The organism is Candidatus Laterigemmans baculatus (assembly GCF_010367455.1).
Taxonomy (GTDB): domain Bacteria; phylum Planctomycetota; class Planctomycetia; order Pirellulales; family Pirellulaceae; genus Laterigemmans; species Laterigemmans baculatus.
This window is the reverse complement of the sequence record NZ_WRPR01000013.1, coordinates 72,518-93,586: the sequence shown is the minus strand read 5'-3', so window position 1 is coordinate 93,586 and position 21,069 is coordinate 72,518. Positions and strand designations below refer to the sequence as shown.

Genomic DNA, 21,069 nt, shown 5'->3' with positions numbered 1-21,069 from the left:
AGCGGGAAGCGTCAGGCGGTCTATTTTGGAAGTGGTGTTCTTAACGACCGAAGCGGTCCCCTTCGCCAAGACGGGCGGGTTGGCGGATGTCTGCGGAGCGTTGCCGACGCGGTTGGCGAATCGTGGTCACCGGCCGGTGGTGATCATGCCCGCGTTTCAGCAAATTTATAACGCTGGGCTGCCAATCGAAACGACCGACATCAGCTTTGCGATCCCGATCAACGACAAAATCGTCGGAGCCCGCTTGCTCCGTTCGCGGCTCCCGGACTCCGAAGTGCCGGTCTATTTCATCGATCAACCCGAGTACTTTGGCCGCCCGGCGCTGTACGGCGATGCGGCGGGAGATTACGTCGACAACTGCGAACGGTTTGCCTTTTTTTGCCGCGCAGCCCTGCACGCAATCACGCGGTTGGATCTGAAGGTCGACATCGTTCACTGCAATGATTGGCAAACCGGCCTGGTCCCCGCGTACATCCGCACCAGTTTCGAAAACCATCCCTGGATGGCGGCCGCTGCGACGGTGATGACCGTCCACAACCTGGCGTACCAGGGACAATTTTGGCACTGGGACATGCTGCTGACCGGGCTCGGCTGGGAGCACTTCAACTCAGCCGGCATGGAGTTCTACGGCCACCTCAACCTGCTCAAAACCGGACTCGTCTTCGCCGACTCGCTGAGCACGGTCAGCCCGCAGTATGCGAAAGAAATCCAAACGGCCGAACATGGCTGCGGACTCGACGGAGTCCTGCGGGCCCGCTCGGCGAATCTGGTCGGCATCATCAACGGGGTCGATGGAGCGATCTGGAATCCGGCGACCGATCCGCATCTGAGCCAGAATTACAACGCCGACAGTTACCGCGAAGGCAAAGCCGCAAACCGCACCTCCTTGCGGGCCGAATTCGGTTTGCCCGACGATCCCAACGTCCCGCTGATTGGCTTGATCGGGCGGTTAGCCGACCAGAAAGGCTGGGATTTGGTGATCGAGGCGATGCGGCAGGAGTTGCAGAAGGGAACTCCGATGCAGTGGGTCGTGCTCGGCACGGGCGATCCGCGGTACCACGACGCGCTGCAGGAGCTCGCTAACGCGCACCCCGATCGACTCGGGTTGCGGCTGGGCTTCTCCAATCCGCTGGCCCACAAAATCGAAGCGGCGTCGGATATCTTCCTGATGCCGAGCCGTTACGAGCCGTGCGGCCTGAACCAACTCTACAGCTTGCTCTACGGGGCCGTGCCGGTGGTCAATCCCACCGGGGGCCTGGCCGACACGGTGGTCGACACGACGGCCGAAACGCTGGCCGCCGGGACGGCGACCGGATTTCACATGCGGGAATACTCGGTCAACGGATTGCTCGATGCATTGCAGCGAGCGGCCCTGGTCCGGTGGGACAACCAGCCGACTTGGGATCAGATCGTTCGCCGCGGTATGCGGCAGGACTGGTCCTGGCGGAAGAGCGCCGCCCAGTACGAACATCTTTACAGCGAGACATGGCTGCGGAAAGCAGCACGACGTGCTGCCCCGGCACCCCGCCCGAGCGATTTCTGACCGGCGCCCCAGCCCCGATTTTCTCCGATTCTACCCCAGGGGAATCGTAGCAGCCGTTAGCAGAGGCTGCTGGACCCACCATCCCCCTACAGAAGGTGGGTGTGAGTGGGCTCGCTAGGCAAAAGGGGAAGCGAATTTGACAGGTGGTTCGCATTATGCTGTAACTGATTTCCTGCCGTATGTCTGCCTCGCATTTTCCTACCGCCCGACAGCCCAAAGCCGCCGTGTCTCGAGCCCATCCATCCTCCGAACCGAGCCGGCCTGAGAGGGCGATCCCGCCCACCCCGGGGATCGCGCTGGTGGGCCTGCCCTTTCCACCGAGCACCGATCCGAGCGCGCTCGGGCCTGCCCTCTCGCTCGGGGACGCGAAAGCCTCGCGAGATTCGGATGGCGGGACAGACACCGGAGGCGACGGACACCCCGAGGTGGCCCGCGTCAGTCAGACGCGGCGAGACGCACTGACTGGACGCTGGGCGATTTTTGCGCCGGGACGCAACTCGCGGCCGGCCGAGATCGGCGATTCGGCCCTCCCCCGGCAAGCCGGTCACAGCTGTCCCTTCTGCGGCGGGCACGAGCAGTACACCCCGGCTCCGTCGCTGGTGGTTCGCGAGCCGAACGTGCCGCGCGAGCAATGGTCGGTTCGCGTCGTCCCGAACCTCTATCCCGCTGTCTCTCAGGACCATCCCGTTTCCGAAGCCGGACCGCTGCTCGACGAACCGGCCGAAGGAGTCGCTCCGAGCGAGGCGATTTTCAGCGACGAGGAAGCGGACCACAATTTGTTCCAGGTCACCGAACTGCACGGCGGCCACGAAGTGGTGATCGAAACACCGAACCATCTCGAATCGCTGACCGACCTCAGCCAACAGCACGCCGGGCGAGTCTTTCAGGCGTACGCGGCGCGGATGCGGTACTGGTACGATGTGCCGGGGGTGGAATATGTCGTGACGTTCAAGAATGTGGGGGCGGCAGCCGGAGCCTCGCTGCGGCATACCCACAGCCAGGTGATCGCCACGAGCCTACTGCCACCTTCGGTCAGCGAGATCGGCCAGCGGGTCGAAAATCATTTTCGGCGGTGCGCGGACTGCCTGCTGTGTGCGACGCTCCTCGGTGAACTCGAGGATGGCCGCCGCGTGGTGCTCGAGAGCAAGCGGTTCGTCGCCTACTGCCCGTTCGCCAGCCGCATGCCCTACCTGGTGCGAATTGCCCCCCGCCATCACTCCGATCGCTTCGAGACGTCTTCGGCGGCGGATCTCGAAGAGCTCGCTGGGCTGGTCCAAGGAGTCTTGCATTCGCTCGAAGCGACGTTCGCTCCTTGCGCTTACAACTACACGATCCACACGCGGCCGCGCAACGTGGCCTCTCCTGCTTCGTTCCACTGGTGGATGGAACTCTTCCCGCGACTGACAAAAGTCGCCGGTTTCGAATGGAGCTCGGATTGTTTCATCAATCCGGTTCCACCGGAGTTAGCCGCCACGCATCTGCGTCGCGAGCAGCGCGGCCGCACAAAGCGAACGGTCTCTCGCAAATCGGCGGAATTTTCCGACTGAGGTCAATCGCCGGGTGAGCGCTGGCCGATGAAAACTGTGCGGGTTAGGGAAACCTTTCCAAGCCCGCGACAACGCTTTCGTCTGGTCTCCGCCCTCCATTTCCGTCGCTTGAACCCATGACGCCCACCGCCCACCTGTGTCTGGTCCTCCATAACCACCAGCCGATCGGCAACTTCGAGGGGGTCTTCGAACAGGCTTACCAGGACAGCTACCTGCCCTTCCTGGACGTGTTCGAGCCGTACGAAGCGCTGCGGATTTCGCTGCACACCAGCGGCCCGCTGATGATGTGGTTGGCCGAGCGGCATCCGGAGTATCTCGACCGCGTGCGGCGGTTGGTCGAGCACGAGCGGATCGAAATCATCGGCGGCCCGCAGTACGAGCCGATCCTGACGATGCTGCCCCGCCGCGACCGGATCGGTCAGATCCGCACCTACACCCGCTGGCTTGAGGATCGGCTCGGGGCGACCGTCGCGGGGATGTGGACGCCCGAGCGGGTTTGGGAACCGCACCTGGCCGGGGACATTGCCGAAGCGGGAATCGCCTACACGGTGCTGGACGATTTCCACTTCCGCGCCGCCGGCTGGACCGACGAGCAGCTGAACGGTTACTTCCTGACCGAGGAAGACGGCCGCCTGCTCCGCGTCTTCCCGGGGAGCGAGCGACTGCGGTACACGATCCCCTTCGCCGCTCCGTCGGAGACGATCGACCATTGCCGAATGGTCGCCGAGAGGCATCCCGGGGCGGTGCTCGTGTTCGGCGACGACGGAGAAAAGTTCGGCACCTGGCCCGATACCCGCGAACACGTCTACGATCGCGGCTGGCTCCGCTCGTTCTTCGACGCGCTCTCGGCCAACGCGGGTTGGCTGCGGACGACGACTCTGGCCGAGGCGGCTCGCAACACGCCGGCGGTCGGCCGAATCTATCTGCCCGACTGCAGCTATCGCGAGATGACCGAGTGGTCGCTGCCGGTCGCCCAGCAGGAGTGCTACGACCAGCTCACGCACTCGCTGCACGAGGACGCGCGGTGGAAGGATCTGAGCCGCTTTGTCCGCGGTGGATTTTGGCGGAACTTCAAGGTCAAGTACGCCGAAGCGGGCGAGATGTACGCGCGGATGATGGATGTCAGCAACCGCTTGGCCGAAGCCGAAGCGATCGGCGCCCCTGCGGAGCTGCTCGATGCGGTCCGCGACGACCTGTACCGCGGCCAGTGCAATTGCCCCTACTGGCACGGCGCGTTCGGCGGCATCTACCTGCCGCACCTGCGGAACGCGATCTATCACCACCTGATCGCCGCCGATAACCGCCTGGCGGTAGAGCGGCACGGCGACGCTCCCTGGGTCGAAGCGACGGCTGACGATTACGACTACGACGGCCAGCAGGAAGTGCGGCTCGCAGGCGACAAAGCGATCGCGTGGCTCGCTCCGGGGCGGGGCGGACGGTTGTATGGGCTCGACGTCCGCGGCATCCGCCACAACCTGCTGGCGACGATGCAGCGACGGCCCGAAGCGTACCACCGCAAGGTTCTCGCCGGCCCGAGCACCGGCAACGGAGAAGTCGCCAGCATCCATGACCGCGTCGTCTTCAAACAGGAAGGACTCGATCAACTGCTGCAGTACGACCGCTACCCGCGGAAGAGTCTGATGGACCACTTCTACGACGAGGACGCGACGCTCGAAGCAGTCCGGCGAGGCGATGCACTCGAGCGGGGCGACTTTGTCGACCTCCCGTTCGAAGCCAAACTGCGGCGCGCCAGCGACCGCGTCCAGCTGCAGATGCGCCGCGACGGCAACGCCTGGGGCATCCCGCTGGCGATTACCAAAGCCGTCACCATGGTCGCCGGCAGCGAGCAGCTCGAGATCGCCTATCTGATCGAGAACCTGCCCCCCGGGCGAACGCTGAAGTTTGCGGTCGAGTTCAATTTTGCCGGTCTGCCCGCCGGTGCCGATGACCGGTTCTTCAGCGATGCCGAGGGCAATCGGCTGGGAACGCTCGGCCAGACGCTCGACCTCGAGCAGACTTCGGCGCTCAGCTTGACCGACCAGTGGCTGGGCATCTCCGCTCGCTGGAACGCCGACCGGCCGGGCGGACTGTGGGCCTTCCCGGTCGAGACGGTCAGCCAGAGCGAAGGGGGTTTTGAGCTAGTCCACCAAAGCGTCTGCGTCCAGCCGCACTGGATGGTGCGCGGCGACGCCGAAGGACGCTGGGGAGTCAAAATGCAGCTGGCACTGAACTGCCACACCGCAGCAGCCGAGACCACCGAACCGGCCGAGATCCTCGCCGCGACCTGGTAAGGAGAGGGTTCAGGTAGCAGATTGCAGGCAGCAGGGGAGGCCACGGAAGGACACGGAACGGCACGGAAGAGAGCGAGAGTCGTGCTCAGCGAAGCGGTGCACGTGCTCGTAATCGAATCCGGCTCGTTCCTCACCGTGAGCCCCCGGGAAGTTGCTGACTCTGAACTCCCGTTCGATCCGCGTTCTCTGCGCTATCCGCGGTCTTCCCCTTTCCGTGCATTTCCGTGTCCTTCCGTGGCCCCCTGAAACCTAACGCCCGCTACCTGCCGAGAATCCGGTCGTCTTCAGCCGTGACCGCTTCGACGTCGAGCAACTCGCTCAACTCGGGACGGCGCTGCCTGACGAGTTCGATTGGTGCGTAGCGGCACGAGGTCCCGCGGACGATCCACTCGTCGGTTCCTTCGGCCCGATCGACCGAGTCGACGAGCAACTGCAAGCGGCGGCCGACGAGCGATTCGAAGTAGTCGCGGCGGAGTTCGGCTTCGAGCCGCAGCAGCTCCGCGACCCGCTCGCTCCGCACGGCGTCGGGAACCGGGTCGGCCATCTCGGCGGCGGGCGTGCCTCGCCGAGGACTGAAGGGGAAGACGTGGATCTTGGAGAACCCGGCCCGCCGGCAGGTTTCCAGCGTCCGCTCAAAATCGGCGTCGGTCTCCCCCGGGAAGCCGACGATCACGTCGGTCGTCAACGCCGGCTGGTCCAGGGCATCGCGGAGCATCTGGCAGCGGTCGAGGAACATCCGCGTTCCCCAGCGGCGGCGCATCCGCCGCAGCACCGGATCGCTGCCGCTCTGCAAGCAAACGTGCAAATGCGGGACGATGCGTCGCGGGAAGCGCCGGAGGACGTCGATCAGCTCGCGAGTCACCTCGGTCGCTTCGATGCTGCTCAGGCGAATTCGGAACTCGCCACTCCCGGGCAGTTCCGCCAGCCGCTCGACGAGGTGTGCCAAGCGAATCCACTCGGACTTGGGTTTCTGGCGGTTCCAGTCGACGCCGTAGTGGCCGAGGTGGATTCCGGTCAGAATGACTTCGCGGTGGCCGGCGGTCGTCAGCCGCTGGACTTCCGCGACGACGTCCTCCAGCGGGCGGCTGGTCAGTTCCGGGCGGACCATCGGGATGATGCAGTAGCTGCAGCGGAGCAGGCACCCGTCTTGGATTTTCACGTAGGCTCGCTTGCGTCCGGCAAACCCATCGATCCCGGTGGGGATGTCGGTCACCCCGAAGCGGCCGAGCAGGTCAGGCAGCTCGCGTTTATCGGTCACCACTTCGGCGACCCCCGGCAGCGCGGCGACTTCCTCGGGAGCCCGGGTCGCGTAACACCCCATCACGACGATCCGCGAGTCGGGGTTCTGGCGAGCGAGCCGCCGGATCACCTGGCGGCTCTTCGAATCCCCTTCGCTGGTGACCGTGCACGTGTTGACCACGCACACGTCAGCCCGCTCTTCGCGGCTGGCATCGCGGAACCCGATCCGGTGGAGCCCCTGCCGCACGAATTCCGTCTCGTACTGGTTAACTTTGCATCCGAGTGTGACCGTCTTCAGCCGGGGCCCCGCTGGGGCGAGCTGCGCTCCCTCGAGCTGCGCTCTCTCAAGCCGCGCTGGATCGAGCCGCGCTGCCTCGAGCTGTGGTAGGTCGGATTGCGGAAGGTCGGACTGCGCTGCGTCGCTGGACATCAACCCTCGCCAATCGGTTCGATCGAGGCCGACATGCTTCCCTTGCAGCGCGGGATGCGCGCGTCGCTCCCGTAGGCGTGGATCTGATCGCGTTTGAGTTCCGCGTGTTCGAGCGTCGTGGTCATGCAGATCGCCCGGCCCGAGAGATCGACCTGTTTAGCGATCTGATAGGCTTGCTCGATCGGCATCCGAAAGAGCTCTTTCATCATCGTCTGGACGTACTCGTAGGTGTGGTCCGCATCGTCCCAGAGGATGACGTTGTAGCGCGGCTGGCGCTTCGGTTTCTGGTTCGTTTTTTCGGCAGCTTTTTTCGCCGGGCGAGCAATCGGCTCGGCCACCATTGTCGATTCTTCGCTCATCGTACTGACTCTCGCATCCTGTGACTGTCGACCGTATCAGTCCTCTCCAGCGTCGCAACCGTTGCCGACCGAGCCCTCGGAATTGCCGGCCCCGCATCGGGTCGTGACGGGATATATTGTAGCGCCGTCGGCAGCGATTAAACCAGCGATGACGACCTATTTTGCGGCTCATTCTGCGGGCGCCGCACGGCGTATTCGAATCTTTCCCGATCGTTTCTCCAACCGGCAAACTCTCGTGGCAGCGAATCCTCTCGACCAGCGTCTCCGCGATTCTTCCGAGCAGTTCGAAGCCGACCTGTTCGAGTGGCTGCGGATTCCCAGCATCAGTTCCGATCCGGTCCATCGCGAGGATGTTCGTGCCGCGGGCAACTGGATCGCCCAAAAGCTCTCCGCCGGTGGCTTGGAAGTCGAGACGATCGAAACCGACGGCCATCCGATCATCTTCGCCCAGACCCCGGCAATTCCCGGCGCCCCGGTCGCCCTGGTCTACGGCCACTACGACGTTCAGCCGGTCGAGCCGCTGGACCAGTGGAAGTCGGGCCCGTTCGCTCCGGAGATCCGCGACGGCAATATTTATGCCCGCGGCGCGACCGACGATAAAGGCCAGCTGTTGACGCACGTGGAAAGCGTTCTCACCTGGCTCGCCAGCGGCGAACCGTTGCCGCTGCAGGTGAAATTTTTGATCGAAGGGGAAGAGGAAGTCGGCAGCGCGAACCTTGAACGGCTGCTCCCCGAACGGGCCGAGCAATTCGCCGCCGACGTGATCGTGATCAGCGACAGCAGCCAGTACGCCGAGGGGCAACCGGCGATCACCTACGGGCTCCGCGGGATCGTCACCTTCGAGCTGCGGATCGACGGGCCGCGGCAGGATTTGCACAGCGGCTCGTTCGGCGGCGCGGTGACCAATCCGGCGATCGCGCTCAGCCGACTGCTCGCTTCGGTCGTCGACGACCATGGGGTGATCCAAATCCCCGGCTTCTATGACGACTGCCAGCCGCTGTCGGAGTGCGAGCGGGAGCAGCTGGCCGAACTGCCGCAAAGCGATGAACTGTTCGCCGAGCAGATCGGCGTGCCGGCACTCGGCGGCGAAGCCCACTACACGGCGCTCGAGCGCCGTTGGGCCCGGCCCACTTACGACGTCAACGGTTTGACCAGCGGCCACCAGGGTGAGGGCTCCAAGACGATCATCCCGGCCCAGGCCTCGGCGAAAATCTCCTTCCGCTTGGTGCCCGACCAGGACCCCAAGAAAATCGCCGCCGCTTTCGAAGCGTTCCTCAAGAGCAAGCTCCCGCCGAGCGTGCACATGAAGCTGACCAGCGACCACGGCGCCCCCGGAATGCTCTCGCGGCTCGACAGCCCCTACATCACGGCCGCCCAGCAAGCGATCGAGCACGCGTTTGGGACCGCCCCGGTGATGATCCGCGAAGGGGGCTCGATCCCGATCGTCACGCGGTTCCAGGAAGTGCTGAAGGCGGACTGCCTGCTGCTCGGCTGGGGACTGAACGACGACAACGCTCACAGCCCCAACGAGAAGTTCCGCCGCGAGGATTTCCACCGCGGCATCGCCGCCAGCGCGTGCCTGTGGTGCGAGCTGGGCAAGATTCCCAAATAGCCCATTCCCAAGAGGTCGCTTGAGGGCGGGAGTCGCGAATCGGGCGGGAGTGCGATATTCTGTCGCCCTGTCGCCGCCGGCGATCGACTCCGCTGGCGAGCCACGCCGCCGGCGATCGATGCTTCCTGTTCCTCGCACCCCCGTCTCGCCCCGCGATGCTCGACCGACGCTATATCACGGACAACGCTGAACGAGTCCAAGAAAATTGCCGCTTGCGAGGCGTCGACGTCGACGTCCTGCGGATGGTGACCCTGGAATCGCAGCGGCTCGAAAAGCTCCGCGAGGCTCAGGAGTTGAATCGGCAGGCGAACGAGACGAGCAAGGGAATCGGCAAAGCGGCCAGCCCTGAAGAGCGGCAGGAGATGATCGCCCGCGGTCGCCAACTGCGGGAGCAAAAAGAAACCGCGCAGCGCGAACACGACCAGCTCGATGCCGAAATCGACGCGATCCAGCGGGCGATCCCGAACCTGACGCACCCCGACGCACCGCTCGGCGGAGAAGAGGACGCCGTCGAGCTCGGTCGCGGCAAGACGCCGATCCCCCAGTTCGACTTCCAGCCCAAAGACCACCTGGAAATCGGCAGCCATTGGGACATGATCGATTTCGAAGCCGGTGCCCGCGTCGCCGGAGCCGGCTTCTACTTTCTCAAAAACGACGCGGTGCGGCTCGATATGGCGCTGCAGCAGTTCGCCGTCGCCTTCCTCGCCGAACGCGGTTTCACGCCAGTCAGCACGCCCGATCTGGCTCTGACCAGCGTCCTGCATGGCACCGGATTCATGCCCCGCGGTCCAGAGACGCAAATCTACAGCATCGAGAACACCGACCTGAACCTGATCGCCACCGCCGAAATCACGCTCGGCGGGATGCTCGCCGGCCAAACCCTCGAAGCCGACCAGCTGCCGCTCCGCTTGTGTGGATTGAGCCACTGCTTCCGCACCGAAGCGGGGGCCGCCGGCCGAGCCTCCCGAGGACTCTATCGCGTTCACCAGTTCAGCAAAGTCGAGATGTTCGCCTTCACCCATCCCGACCAGAGCGCGGCGGCCCACGAGGAAATGCGGACGCTCGAGAGCGAGTTGTTCGACGCTTTGGAGATCCCCTACCGCGTGATCGATACCGCGACCGGAGACCTCGGCGGGCCCGCGTATCGCAAATACGACCTCGAAGCGTGGATGCCGGGGCGCGGCGAGGCGGGCGAGTGGGGTGAAGTGACCAGCACCAGCAATTGCACCGACTATCAAGCGCGACGGCTGAACATTCGCTTCAAGACGGCCGGACAAAAGGGAACTGAACTGGTCCATACGCTCAACGGCACCGCGATCGCGACCAGCCGGGCGATTATCGCGGTGCTGGAAAACAACCAGCAAGCCGACGGCACCGTCCGCGTCCCCCCAGTGCTCCGCCCCTGGATGGGTAAAGACGTGATCGGCGGGTAAACGTCGGCCGAAAACCCAGAGCCGACGGCGCTAGCCGCGGGTTCTGCAGCGGAAACCGACAAGTCGTGTGTCAAATCAGCCGCCACGCGCTAGCGTCCGGTTTCCGCGGAATTTGCGAGAACCGGACGCTAGCGCGTGGCAGCTGATGAATAATCCAAGGCTATCGCATACGACTCAGATGTCCGCCTCGCCCGAAGTCCGATCCTCGCGGCTCTCTCCCGCAGCCGCAGGTTTTTCGGGGGAGTGATTCTCGGTGGTCTGATTCTCGGTGGTCTGGCTCTCGGCGGTCTGATCCTCGGCGGCATGCGATTGGGTCAGCGCGGCCTCGGGCGTGATCCAATTGAGGAACTTCAAGACGCTCCAGACGATGATCGTCGCCGAGCTCGCGAGAAAGAAATAGCCGAAGCCGGCGGTCAGACCGATCGCCGAGGTCGCCCAGACGCTGGCGGCCGTGGTCAGCCCGAACACATGGTTGTGGGAACGATCGACAAAGATCAGCCCGGCACCGAGAAAGCCGATCCCAGTGGCCACCGCGTTGACGGTCCGCAATGCATCGGTGCCATCGCCCGAGGCCTCCGCCATCAGCATCGTGACCGAGGCGAACAAGCCAGCGGCGACGGCGACCAGGATGTGGGTGCGAATCCCCGCCGACTTTTTCTGCAGCTCGCGCTCCCAGCCGACCACGCCGCCGAGCAGCCCCGCGACCACAATCCGCAGCACCATCCAGGCCTGGTCCTCGGGAATCGAATCGCGGAGCCAAAGCCACCACTCGCTCGCCGTGAGCAAGAGAAAAAAGCCGAAGGGGAGCGGTGGCATGAGCGAAGCAGGCGTCCTAACGCTTAGGCGAAAATCTTGTCCGCGACTTTCCCGGCGACGTCGGTCAGCCGGAAATCACGGCCGGCGTAGCGATAGGTCAACTGCGTGTGGTCGAGTCCCAGCAGGTGCAGGAGCGTCGCGTGCATGTCGTGGATATGCATTTTGTCTTCGACTGCGTAGTAACCGTACTCGTCGGTCGCTCCGTAGTGGAAGCCCCCTTTGACGCCCCCGCCGGCCATCCACATGGTGAACCCTTCCGGGTTATGGTCGCGGCCGTCTTTGCCCTGGGCCGTGGGGGTTCGGCCGAATTCGCCCCCCCATAGGACCAGCGTGTCGCGGAGCAAGCCACGCTGCTTGAGGTCCCGCAGCAAGCCGGCGATCGGCTTGTCGACCTCGCGGGCGTTCTTTTCGTGCCCTTCCTTGAGCTTGCTGTGTTGATCCCACTGGACCGCGGTGTCGCTGTGGGTCACCTGCACGAAGCGAACTCCCCGCTCGCTGAACCGGCGGGCCATCAGGCACTGGCGGCCGAAGTCTTCGGTGATCGGGTCATCCAAACCGTACATCCGGTGGGTGCTCTCGGTCTCGTCCGAAAGATCCATCACGTCGGGAGTCGCTTGCTGCATCCGGAAAGCGAGTTCGAAGGAAGCGATCCGAGATTCGAGCGCATCGTCGTCGGCCGCCTGCTCGCGATGGCGGCGGTTCATCTGATCGAGCAGCGCGAGCTGCTCTTGCTGGATGGCCGAGTTCATCCAGGTATTTCTGGCGTGCTTGATCGTCGCCTGCGACGATGGCGCACTGGCGACCCCGAGCGGCGTTCCCTGGACGTGCGCCGGCAAGAAGGCGGCTCCCCAGTTGCGGACGCCTCCGTGGGCCAGCGTCGGACAGATCGTCACGAACCCCGGCAAGTCGCTGTTCTCGCTGCCGAGCCCGTAGTTGACCCAGGCCCCCATGCTGGGGCGGACGAAATTGTCGCTGCCGGTGTGCAGCTTGAGCAGCGCCCCGCCATGGGCCGCATTGGTTCCGTGCAGCGAATGCAGCATGCACAGATCATCGACGCAGCCAGCGACATGCGGAAACAGCTCGCTGACCCACGATCCGCTCTCCCCGTACTGGGCGAACTTCCAGGGTGAAGCGAACAGGTTTTGCGTCGGAGCGAACTGGACCCGCGGTTTTTCGAACGGGAGCGGTTTGCCATCGTCCTTCTGCAGCTGGGGTTTGTAGTCGAACGTGTCCATGTGCGACGGCCCCCCTTTCATAAACAGAAAGATGACGCGTTTCGCACGAGCTGGAAAATGGGGCTGCGGAAGCCGAGGAGCATCGGTCGTGGTCATCGCCGACGCCGAGCGGGCACGCTCGTCGGCCAAGAGAGACGCGAGCGCCAGATAGCCAAACCCCACCGCGCTGCGTTTGAGCAACTGGCGACGTCCGGCGAGCAAAGAGGATGCAGTCATGATCGGACTTGGCTCCGTTGCAGTCTACTGAAGGTAGATAAATTCATTGGAGGCGAGCAGCGCGTGGCAGATCGCAGCCCAAGCGCGAAACTCGGCGCTCACCGGCGGCTCGGGCTCGGCCGCAGCACTCGCAGCCGACTCGGCCGCGGGCTTTTCTGCGGCCGACTTCTCTTCGGCGGTTTTTTCTTCCGCGGGCTTCTCTTCGGCGGCCGCTGCGTCGACCGCGGCCGTCACCGGGGGCTCTGGGGGCGGGGTCGTCGCGAACAAGGTTTCGAGCTGGGCGTGCGCGCGCCACACCTGCTCGCGTTCGGCCTCACTCGGCTCGCGGCCCACCGCCAAGCGGTACATCGCCGCGACCGGATCGCCCGCCAGCCCTGATGCGCTGCGGGGTCCCGCTTCGCTGTGGCTTGCCACTTCGCTCTCGGCCAAAATTCGGCGAGCGAGTCCCTCCGAAGCGTCCTTCATCAGCGGGCTGTTCATGACGAACAACGCTTGCGTCGGCACGGTCGTCGTCGAGCGGTCGCCGTTGATCACCGCCCCGTCGCCATAGTCGAACAACTCGAAGCCGTCGTAGAGGTTATTGCGGATCACCGGCAGGTAGAGCGAGCGGATCTGGAAGTCGTAGCTGGTGAGGTCTTTGGAGGTGTGATCGAACAGGAACGCGCGGTTGTCGACGTGCAACCGCGATCCGCCCATGCGACGATCGAGCATCCCGCCGACCGCCAACAGACTATCCCGAATCGCCTCGGCCTCGAGTCGCCGTAGCGGTGATCGCCACAACAGCTCGTTGGCCGGATCGACGCGCTGGCCAGCCTCGTTCGCCGCAGCGCTCAACCGGTAGGTGCTCGAGAGCAGGATCAAGCGGTGCAGGCGTTTGATCGATGCGCCTCCCTCGGCAAAATCGCGGGCGAGCCAGTCGAGCAACTCGGGATGGGTCGGCTGGTCGCCGAGGTTGCCGAAGTTATCGACCGAAGCGACCAAGCCGCGACCAAAATGCCACCGCCACACGCGGTTGACGATCACTCGCCAGGAGAGCGGGTTCTCGGGGTCGGTGATCCACTGGGCGACCTGCAGCCGTCCGCTCTGGTCGTCGGGAATTTCGAACTCTTGGGCCGTCGGCAACCATTCGGGGAACTGCCGCGGAGCGACCTCGCCGAGCGACAAGTGGCTGCCCCGAATATGGACCGCGAGATCGGTCACTTCCCCTTCGGAAACGCCCATCACCGAATCGACGGCGGGGGGAGTTTTTTCGAGATCGGCAACCGTTTTCCGTAGGGCCTCGAGCTCTTTCTTGGTCTCCTCCGGATAATGCTCCTCGGGCTTATCGGGGAACGCCGCGGCTTGCCCGAGCTGATTGCGGAGCTGGTCGTTCGCCTGGGCGATCAACTGCTCGACGGCTTGTTTCTTCTCGGCGACCTGCTCGGTGTGCTGCTTCTGCGCAACCAACTGCTCGGGCGTGGCCGTTTCGTGTTCGTGCCAGCGGGCGATCGTCTTGAAGCTGTCCATCGTGTGGGTGCTTTTGAAGACCCCGGCCAGCGCATAGTAGTCCTTGGTGAGGATCGGATCGAATTTGTGGTCGTGGCAGCGGGCGCAGCCGAACGTCAGCCCGAGAAACGAGCGGCCGAGCGTGTCGAGCTGCTCGTCGATGATGTCCATCTCCATCTTCATCTTGTCGGCCTCGGCCAACACTTTCGGTCCGAGCGAAAGGTAACCGGTCGCGGTTAGATGGTCGTAGCGAGTCTCGCGATCGTCGCTCGGCAGCAGATCGCCTGCGAGTTGCTGGTGAACGAACTGGTCGTACGGCAAGTCCTCGTTCCACGCACCGACGACCCAGTCGCGATACCGCCAGGCGTTGCCGTGGGCGATGTTCTCGTCGAGTCCGTTGGAGTCGGCGTAGCGGGCGACGTCCAACCAGTGCCGTCCCCACCGCTCCCCGTAAGCCGGCGAGGCGAGCAAGCGGTCGACCAGGTTCTCGTACGCACGCGGATCCTCGTCGGCCATAAACCGCTCGACCTCCTCAGGCGTCGGAGGAAGCCCCGTGAGGTCGAACGTCACGCGGCGGATCAGCGTCCGTCGGTCGGCCGGCTCATTGGGAGCCACGCCGGCTGCCTCGAGCCGGGTGAGAATGAACGCGTCGATCGGGTTCGCCACCCACTGCGGGTTCTCCACTTGCGGAGGCGTCGGCCGCGCGATCGGCTTGAGCGACCATAGATCCTCCGCCTTCGACGCGGCCACCGGGAGTGGCACCGCCCCGTCAGCGTCGGGATGCGGGGCTCCGATCGCCAACCACTTCTCCAAGTCGGCGATCTCCGCATCGCTCAGCTTCCCATCGGGAGGCATCTGCAGCGACGGATCTTGGTACCGCACGGCCACCAACAACAAACTGCTGTTCGCTTTTCCCGGTTGGATCGAAGGTCCCGATCCGCCGCCAACAGCCATCCCCTCCCAGGTATCGACCCGGAGATCTCCCTCCTGGGCCGACTCGCTGTGGCAGTCGTAACAGTGGGTCGCTAGCAGCGGCCGAATCTTCTTCTCAAAAAACTCGACCCCTTCGGGACTCGTGGCGGCGGGAGTTTTCGCGGAGTCGGGTTCCGCGGCCGATGCTTCGCCCCGCCCCGCCCCGGCCAGGCCCGCCCCAATCGGGAGCGTTCCGGCTGCCGACAACACCGCTGCGATCAGCAGCAGCGACGGGCGAAGCGCCGGGGTGAGACGAACCGATGCGAGGAACCAAGCCGGAGCAGGTGTCATTCTCACGTCTCCTCGGCGAAAGCGAATGATCAAAGGTGAGGCAGCCACAGCGGCTGGGAGCCGCCGCTACCCACGACGCACAAACTCCAGTGCTACCGAAGTGCGGCGAGGGTCGGCTAATTCTCGGGCAGGGCAGCCAATTCTCGGGCAGGGCATGTAGGGCAGGCGGCTGAGCCCACGGACGCACATCGGAGCGACATCGCTGATGCAGCGTCGGAACGCAGTCGGGCAGCGTGGCGTTGCACTCCCAACGCACGGCATTCGCAACACACGCAGCCACCCGCCATTATAGCCATCCTGCGGCCTCAGCTCAAACTCATTCGGGGGGAGCCGCGACCGCCGTGATCCGTCCGCTTAAATAATGCAGCAAGTCGCTCAGCTGCTGCGGTGAAAAATCTTTCTCCATTCCCTCGGGCATCAGCGACTTGCCGCTCCCGCGAAGCGTTTCGATCTCGCTCCGCAGCAACACCTGCTGCTTCCCCTCCTGCCCGACCAAGGTGATGCTGGTGGCGGTTTCCGCGAGCAGCATTCCGGTCAGCACGCGGCCATCGACCGTCAGCGCCTGGTAGGTGAGGAACTTGTCTTCAACCGCCCGATTCGGATCGAGAATGGCGACCAGCATCGCTTCCGGGGAGCGATTGGTGACGGCGGCCAAATCGGGTCCGACGCTATGGCCGACCTCCTCCAGCTTGTGACACACCGCACACCGCTCGGCGAACAAAAACTTTCCCCGCGTCGCGTCTCCAGCCATTGCCAGCACCTCGCGATACTGCTCGACAACCTCCGCTCGCTGCGGATCGGTGCTGCCGGCGAGCAGACGTTTCGCCCGCGCCCGAATCGACTCCTGTTCATGCTCCAGGAGCCGCTGGCGATGGGCCGCGTTGAGGTGCGCCGCCAGCACGCTTCCCTGATCGAGATGCTCGAACAGCCGCTCGGTCCAGCGGTGACGGCTGAGCAAGACGTCGAGGATCCGCGCGCGGATCGCTGGCGTATGTCCACTCCAACCGGCCAGCAGCGCGTCGGCGGCTAGCAGATCGCTCGAGCGTGAGAGTGCGGTGACCACTGCGTCTTGCAGCCCCGCAGCGTTGCGTGGGTCGAGCAACGTTTGCAGCAGGTCGATGTCCGACTCGCTCCGCCACGGATTCCGCCCCAGCAGTTCCACCGCAGCCACGCGCAACGGAGTCTCGGCGGCCTCGTCGGCGGCGACCACGCGGGCTTGGCCGATGATCCGCTCGGCCCGCTCGCGCATCGCCCGGTCGAGCAACGCGTCGAGCGGTTCGCCGCGGCGGCGGAGGGCGTCGAGCATCGCTGCCAGCGAGTCCCACTGCTGGCGAGCATCCTGCGGCTGACGGGCACTCTGCGACTGACGGGCACTCTGCGACTGACGGGCACTCTGCGGCTGAGTGGCATTCTGCAGCTGGCGGGCGTGCTCAGCCTCGGCGGCGAGCGATTCGAGAGCCAGCCGCCGCGCGGCCGGATCCCCAATCGCCGCGGCAACCACGACTAACTGCCTCGCCATGACCGGGGACACCGGCGGTCGCTGCGAATCCAAGGGCTCAGCCAGGGCCGCTGCAAGCACCGTGGCCGCGGTCTCGGGACGGATGCTGCTCGCGACCGCCGCAGCAAAGTACGGCTCGGTCGCTTCATCCGTCTCGGTCTCAGCGCCCTGGCCGTTGCGAGCCAGCCGTCCGAGCAGCTCGGCTCCCCGTCCCGAGGGCCACTCGCCGAGCGTGTAGGCGAGCTGCATGCGGACTTGCGGATCGGGGTCATCGATCGCCTCAGCCAGCTTCTGCTCGAGCGGCTCAGTCGGCCCCGCCGCGGCTCGCAGAAACGGTTCCGCGAGTCGCACCGCGTGCCGCCGCACGCCGGGGTGAGGATCCGAGAGGGCGGCGACGAGCAGTTGTGGGTGAACCGCATCGAGGCCATCGAGGGTGCACAGCGCGTGCAGCCGGGCCACCGCCAGTTCGCCTCGGGTCACCAGCTGCGAGAGCGGAGCGACTGCCGACGAATCTCCGCGCCAAATCAACATCCGCTGGATCAAATCCCGCTGCCAACCACTGGGCGACTCGAGCGCGGCGACCAATTCGCTCACGCTCATCTGGTCTAGCCGAGGCATCTTCCGCCGCGCCACGCCGACCGGCACGACGCGATAAATCCGCCCGCGATCGTGGCCGGCGCGGACGTCGAGCTGGACTTCCAATTCGTCGTCGATCCACTCCGGATGCTCGATCACTTGGCGGTACATGTCGGCGATGTACAAGCCACCATCGGGACCGACGTGCAGCCCCGTTGGCCGGCTCCACGGATCGTTGGAGCGAAAGAATTCGCGATCCGCCTCGTCGTCGATGCGGCGGCTGAGGAAGCTGACGCCCTGCGGATGGAGCGCGCGACGGTGGACTAGGTTGTAGACCGGTTCACTGGTGAAAGTGGTCGCCGCCAGTCCCGATCCGCCCGCTTCCAGACTCCCCAACGTCGGGCCGCCGAACGTCGAACTCCCGAACGTCGGGCCGCCGAATTGGGAGCCGAACAGCGAGTCGCGGTAGACGATCGTTCCGCTTGCGGCGGTGAAGGTCGTCGGGGCGCCGATCGGCCGGTACTGGGTGTCGCAGTGGCTGATCACGCGGGCGATCGGATAGACCATCGCGTCCCCCTCGCGAATATCGCGCTGCGGGCGGGGAGCGGCGACGTGCGGATTGCGGCGAAGATAGTGATCGGCCAGCGGATAGTGGAAAATCGGGTTGGGGTTGTTGCAGCCAAACCAGTTCCCCCAGTCGTCTCGGTTGCGGCCGAACTGGGTCCGTCCCGACTGCGCATCGAGCCTTCCCTCGTCGGGTCGCATCCGCAAGTCCCGCCCTGCGATGTCGATCGTCTCGCCGCTCTTGACCGCCGTGATCTTCCCGCCACTGTCTCCGTTGGCCAGATAGACCCAGTTGTCCAGCCCCCACCGCAGGCCGTTGACGCGGTGCTGCTCGTTCCCTTCCCCAAACCCGGTCAGGACGACTTCGTGGCGGTCGGCCCGACCATCGCCATCGGTGTCTTCCAAGTAGAGCACGTCGGGGGCGGCGGTCACCAAGATGCCTTCGCGCCAGACCATGATCCCGGTGGGCGTGCTGAGCCCGTCGGCGAACAACGTCGACTCGTCGTAGACGCCGTCGCCATCGGTGTCCCGCAGCCACCGCACGCGTCCTCCGGGCGTTCCTTGGCCGTCGATCCCCATCGGGTAATCGGCCATCTCCACAACCCACATCCGCCCATCGGGGCCCCAGTCGAAATCGACCGGGTCCATCACCAGCGGCTCGGCCGCCACCAATTCCACTTCAAAACCTTCGGGGACCTCGATCCCGCGAACCGCCGCCGCAGGCGATTTGGGTCGCGCGGCTCGCTCGCCGAGCAAGTCGTTGAAGCTTCGCCGGTCGACCCCATCGGGCAGATTGGCCGTGTCTTCGTTTTGGCACCAGAGATGGCGGTCGGCGAACCACACGCCGTTGTTGGTCCCCTCGCGGGTGATCGGCGGCAGCCCTTCGGCCTCGCCGCGACGGGCGTCGAGGATTTTTGTCGACCAGCCCGCTTCGAGCGATTCGAACAAATACAACCCGTAGCGGCGCTCGTCCGAAAAGACCACATCGTCGTGGCCATCCTCATCGATATCGACAAACCGCAGCCCCGCATCGCGGCCTTCGGCATCAACGATTCCCGCGTCCGATGGGAGCGTCATGGGCAGCCGGTTCCAGCGGTTCGCGGTGGCGTCGCGTGCGAAAACCACCTGCTCCTCGGGATTGGCGATGATCAGCTCACAGCTTCCATCGCCATCCAGATCGCGGAGCCGAACTCCAGTATCGCGGCCTTGGCGACTGGTCCACAGCGGTCGCCCCTCGATCTCCAGTCCTTCGAGCAGCGTCGGGTCCTCAACCCAGCGCTGCCCCTCGAACCGCCAACCGCCCGCTTCAGCCGCGCTGCGGACGATCAAACAGACTTGGCCGTCGCCGAGCACACCGAAGCGCACGCCGGCATCCGCGGTCTCCTTGCCAGTGCCGCGCTCGGGGCTCCCTTCGATCGAATGCACGATCCGCACCGGAAAACTCGACTCGATCCAGCGGCTCTCCTCAGGCGACCAAAGCCGCGTCAGCTGGGCTCGGTCGTTGCCGAGCACGACATCCAGAAACCCGTCGCCATTGAGGTCCAACAGCCGCACACCGTTGTCCGCTCCTTCGGCCGTGCGCAGCGGGTGGCCAGCCAGTAAGTGCTCGTTGATCCGCGCCATGCATTCCGCAAACGTGAGAAACTGGACGCGCTCGCCATGGGTCCTGTGGACGTGGTCGACCAGCCCCGCCATCTGATCGCTGCGGATCCAGTTGTGCGGGTGAAAGACGATATTGGCGACTCCTTGCTTGATCACGGTGGCGTCGATGACCGCTTGCAAGTCGGCGAGCGTCTTGGGGTTGTTCGGCTGGTTCAAATGCTGGCCCTGCCAATCGTCCGGCACCGAGATCGGGAACTCCCAAATCTTGCGACCGATCACGAACGGGTAGGGATAGTTCTCGACTTTGTTGACGAACGAGGGAAACGGCACGTACTTGGAGAACCGCGGCCGCCCGTCTTCGTCGAACACCAGCTGCCGCGGCAACTCGGGATCGTCGGCCGTCAGAATCGCAGCCACCGACGTGCTCAACTGCAAGAAATTTCCGTTCGGCGTCGTCTGGTTCAGGATCTCGGCAAACGCCCGCGGGCTGGGCGTGTTCTTCGAGTCGCAGCAGGGAAAGCGAAAGGCGACCGGATCGTTGCCCGGGATTGAGGCGATTTGATCGACGCAGCTGTCGTAGGTCGCTTTCGCGCGGTCGAAGTCGCTGCCGGTCAAGCAGGGGCAGGGATGATCGGCCGTGTGCGTCTCGATCGACAGCCCCTCGGCCAGCCACGTCTGAAGGTGCGGATGCGCGGGGTCGACCTGGCAGGTCATGATGCTCACCGGAGCGCGACCGTCGATCGCTTGGAGCCGCTCGAGCAGCGGGCGGAGGAACGCTTCGTACTTCTCGACCTCCCGCATGTCGTCGATGCCGAGCGTCACGACCGCGTCCACGTTCTCCTCGCCGACCCACTGCGGCGTCGTCAGCTTGGGGAACTCGCGGTGGGCGTAGTACGGATTGCAAAACTCGTCGAGATACGTCAGCCGATTGCCGTCGGCGGCCGATGCTGCGAGCGGCATCGAGGCTGCGGTGAATCCAGACAGTCCAGCGAGCAGCAGTGCCCCGCGAATCCAGTTTGCGTACGACCGCCCAATCGACTGCATAACCCTGGTCTCCGGTAGTGTCCCGAACGAGGTTTCCCGCGGCGTTCTCTCGACTCGCGCCTCATTTCCTACTCGTACTCCTACTCCTACTCGTACTCGTACTCGTACTCAGCGCAGCGGTACTCGAATTCGGGCGGGCCAACCTTCACGGGAATGTTGCGGCCGATTTCGAGTACGAGTACGAGTACCGCTTCGCTGAGTACGAGTACGAATTTGTCAGCACGAGCACGATTAAGAGGACGCCCCCTTTGGGAGAGCATGACCGACGCGGAAGCGCGAATCCAGTAGAAAGGGTGCCCCGTCGGCTTCCGCTTCC

11 protein-coding genes are annotated in these 21,069 nt (G+C 64.7%); 5 read left to right on the top strand and 6 right to left on the bottom strand.

Features of this window, described 5'->3' with window-relative positions:
- Positions 1–25 precede the first annotated feature (25 nt).
- The 3 genes from glgA to GNK13_RS02795 all read left to right on the top strand — a co-directional run bounded on the left by glgA (position 26) and on the right by GNK13_RS02795 (position 5,381).
- A complete protein-coding gene (gene glgA / locus GNK13_RS02805; protein WP_164100918.1) occupies positions 26–1,543 on the top strand; it encodes a glycogen synthase GlgA in 1,518 nt (505 codons plus the stop codon).
- Positions 1,544–1,842: 299 nt separating this feature from the next.
- Complete coding sequence (locus GNK13_RS02800; RefSeq protein ID WP_203328892.1) at positions 1,843–3,090, top strand: galactose-1-phosphate uridylyltransferase; 1,248 nt, start codon at positions 1,843–1,845, stop codon at positions 3,088–3,090.
- 116 nt (positions 3,091–3,206) lie between these two features.
- Positions 3,207–5,381 (top strand): alpha-amylase/4-alpha-glucanotransferase domain-containing protein, encoded by a 2,175-nt coding sequence (locus tag GNK13_RS02795; RefSeq protein ID WP_164100916.1) that lies wholly within the window; start codon positions 3,207–3,209, stop codon positions 5,379–5,381.
- 259 nt (positions 5,382–5,640) lie between these two features.
- Here the strand turns inward: GNK13_RS02795 and mtaB are convergent, their stop codons facing one another.
- Positions 5,641–7,050, bottom strand: a complete 1,410-nt coding sequence (gene mtaB / locus GNK13_RS02790) for a tRNA (N(6)-L-threonylcarbamoyladenosine(37)-C(2))-methylthiotransferase MtaB (protein WP_164100915.1) — start codon at positions 7,048–7,050, stop codon at positions 5,641–5,643.
- Positions 7,050–7,409: an ATP-dependent Clp protease adaptor ClpS gene (locus GNK13_RS02785; protein WP_164100914.1), complete on the bottom strand. Its 360-nt coding sequence runs from the start codon at positions 7,407–7,409 to the stop codon at positions 7,050–7,052. The genes mtaB and GNK13_RS02785 overlap by 1 nt, the downstream gene beginning before the upstream one ends.
- A gap of 148 nt (positions 7,410–7,557) precedes the next feature.
- On the opposite strand from GNK13_RS02785, the gene GNK13_RS02780 reads away from it, so the two are divergent.
- Complete coding sequence (locus tag GNK13_RS02780) at positions 7,558–9,021, top strand: dipeptidase (RefSeq protein WP_164100913.1); 1,464 nt, start codon at positions 7,558–7,560, stop codon at positions 9,019–9,021.
- A gap of 155 nt (positions 9,022–9,176) precedes the next feature.
- The gene (serS, locus tag GNK13_RS02775; RefSeq protein WP_164100912.1) at positions 9,177–10,454 is read left to right on the top strand and encodes a serine--tRNA ligase; all 1,278 of its coding nucleotides are present in this window, start codon (positions 9,177–9,179) and stop codon (positions 10,452–10,454) included.
- A 174-nt stretch (positions 10,455–10,628) separates the two neighbouring features.
- On the opposite strand, the gene GNK13_RS02770 is transcribed toward serS, so the two are convergent.
- From GNK13_RS02770 to GNK13_RS02755, 4 genes are all read right to left on the bottom strand, one after another.
- Positions 10,629–11,270, bottom strand: coding sequence for an MgtC/SapB family protein (locus GNK13_RS02770; RefSeq protein WP_164100911.1), 642 nt, complete (start codon positions 11,268–11,270; stop codon positions 10,629–10,631).
- A 23-nt stretch (positions 11,271–11,293) separates the two neighbouring features.
- On the bottom strand, positions 11,294–12,721 hold the full coding sequence (locus GNK13_RS02765) for a DUF1501 domain-containing protein (RefSeq protein WP_164100910.1): 1,428 nt from the start codon (positions 12,719–12,721) through the stop codon (positions 11,294–11,296).
- Positions 12,722–12,745: 24 nt separating this feature from the next.
- Positions 12,746–15,469, bottom strand: a complete 2,724-nt coding sequence (locus GNK13_RS02760) for a PSD1 and planctomycete cytochrome C domain-containing protein (RefSeq protein WP_164100909.1) — start codon at positions 15,467–15,469, stop codon at positions 12,746–12,748.
- A gap of 316 nt (positions 15,470–15,785) precedes the next feature.
- Positions 15,786–20,753 carry a PVC-type heme-binding CxxCH protein gene (locus GNK13_RS02755; protein ID WP_164100908.1) on the bottom strand — a complete coding sequence of 1,656 codons (4,968 nt, stop codon included), beginning with the start codon at positions 20,751–20,753 and terminating at the stop codon, positions 15,786–15,788.
- Between the last annotated feature and the right edge of the window lie 316 nt (positions 20,754–21,069).

What these genes read in the sequence shown, in the direction of transcription:
- GNK13_RS02795 (WP_164100916.1), top strand. Translation starts at nt 3,207, where the DNA reads ATGACGCCCACCGCCCACCTGTGTCTGGTCCTCCATAACCACCAGCCG.
- mtaB (WP_164100915.1), bottom strand. Translation starts at nt 7,050, where the DNA reads ATGTCCAGCGACGCAGCGCAGTCCGACCTTCCGCAATCCGACCTACCA.
- GNK13_RS02785 (WP_164100914.1), bottom strand. Translation starts at nt 7,409, where the DNA reads ATGAGCGAAGAATCGACAATGGTGGCCGAGCCGATTGCTCGCCCGGCG.
- GNK13_RS02780 (WP_164100913.1), top strand. Translation starts at nt 7,558, where the DNA reads ATGACGACCTATTTTGCGGCTCATTCTGCGGGCGCCGCACGGCGTATT.
- serS (WP_164100912.1), top strand. Translation starts at nt 9,177, where the DNA reads ATGCTCGACCGACGCTATATCACGGACAACGCTGAACGAGTCCAAGAA.
- GNK13_RS02770 (WP_164100911.1), bottom strand. Translation starts at nt 11,270, where the DNA reads ATGCCACCGCTCCCCTTCGGCTTTTTTCTCTTGCTCACGGCGAGCGAG.
- GNK13_RS02765 (WP_164100910.1), bottom strand. Translation starts at nt 12,721, where the DNA reads ATGACTGCATCCTCTTTGCTCGCCGGACGTCGCCAGTTGCTCAAACGC.
- GNK13_RS02760 (WP_164100909.1), bottom strand. Translation starts at nt 15,469, where the DNA reads ATGACACCTGCTCCGGCTTGGTTCCTCGCATCGGTTCGTCTCACCCCG.
- GNK13_RS02755 (WP_164100908.1), bottom strand. Translation starts at nt 20,753, where the DNA reads ATGCAGTCGATTGGGCGGTCGTACGCAAACTGGATTCGCGGGGCACTG.